The sequence below is a fragment of the Cognatundibacterium luofuense genome, from assembly GCF_018139685.1.
Classification (GTDB): Bacteria; Pseudomonadota; Gammaproteobacteria; order Burkholderiales; family Burkholderiaceae_D; genus Undibacterium; species Undibacterium luofuense.
The window spans coordinates 1-325 of record NZ_JAGSPN010000423.1 but is presented as its reverse complement, the minus strand read 5'-3'; the positions used below and the strand labels follow the sequence as shown (position 1 = coordinate 325).

1 protein-coding gene is annotated in these 325 nt (G+C 49.5%); it reads left to right on the top strand.

The window, feature by feature from the left end:
* The coding region (locus KDM89_RS21055; RefSeq protein ID WP_369123603.1) for a lysophospholipid acyltransferase family protein at positions 1-236 on the top strand (236 nt) is incomplete at its 5' end.
* Positions 237-325 lie beyond the last annotated feature (89 nt).

Genomic DNA, 325 nt, shown 5'->3' with positions numbered 1-325 from the left:
AAGGCGGTGGCGCACGCCTGGCGGTAGAGACCAACACGCAGGTCGTTCCTATCGCACTGAATTCAGGTGAATGCTGGCCGAAAAATTCTTTCATCAAAAAACCCGGTACTGTCACCGTTTCTGTAGGAAAGCCGATTTCGTCTGAAGGAAAAACAGCGCCTGAGCTGATGCTGGAAGTGGAACAATGGATAGAAGCTGAGATGCGGGTGATTTCACCGCAAGTCTACCAAGAATAAGTCTGCCCTCATGCCCTGTGATCAGGGCATTTTTTTTTGTGCAAATCAGGCCTGCAGAGCGAAGTTTGACGACTTGGTATACATTGCTG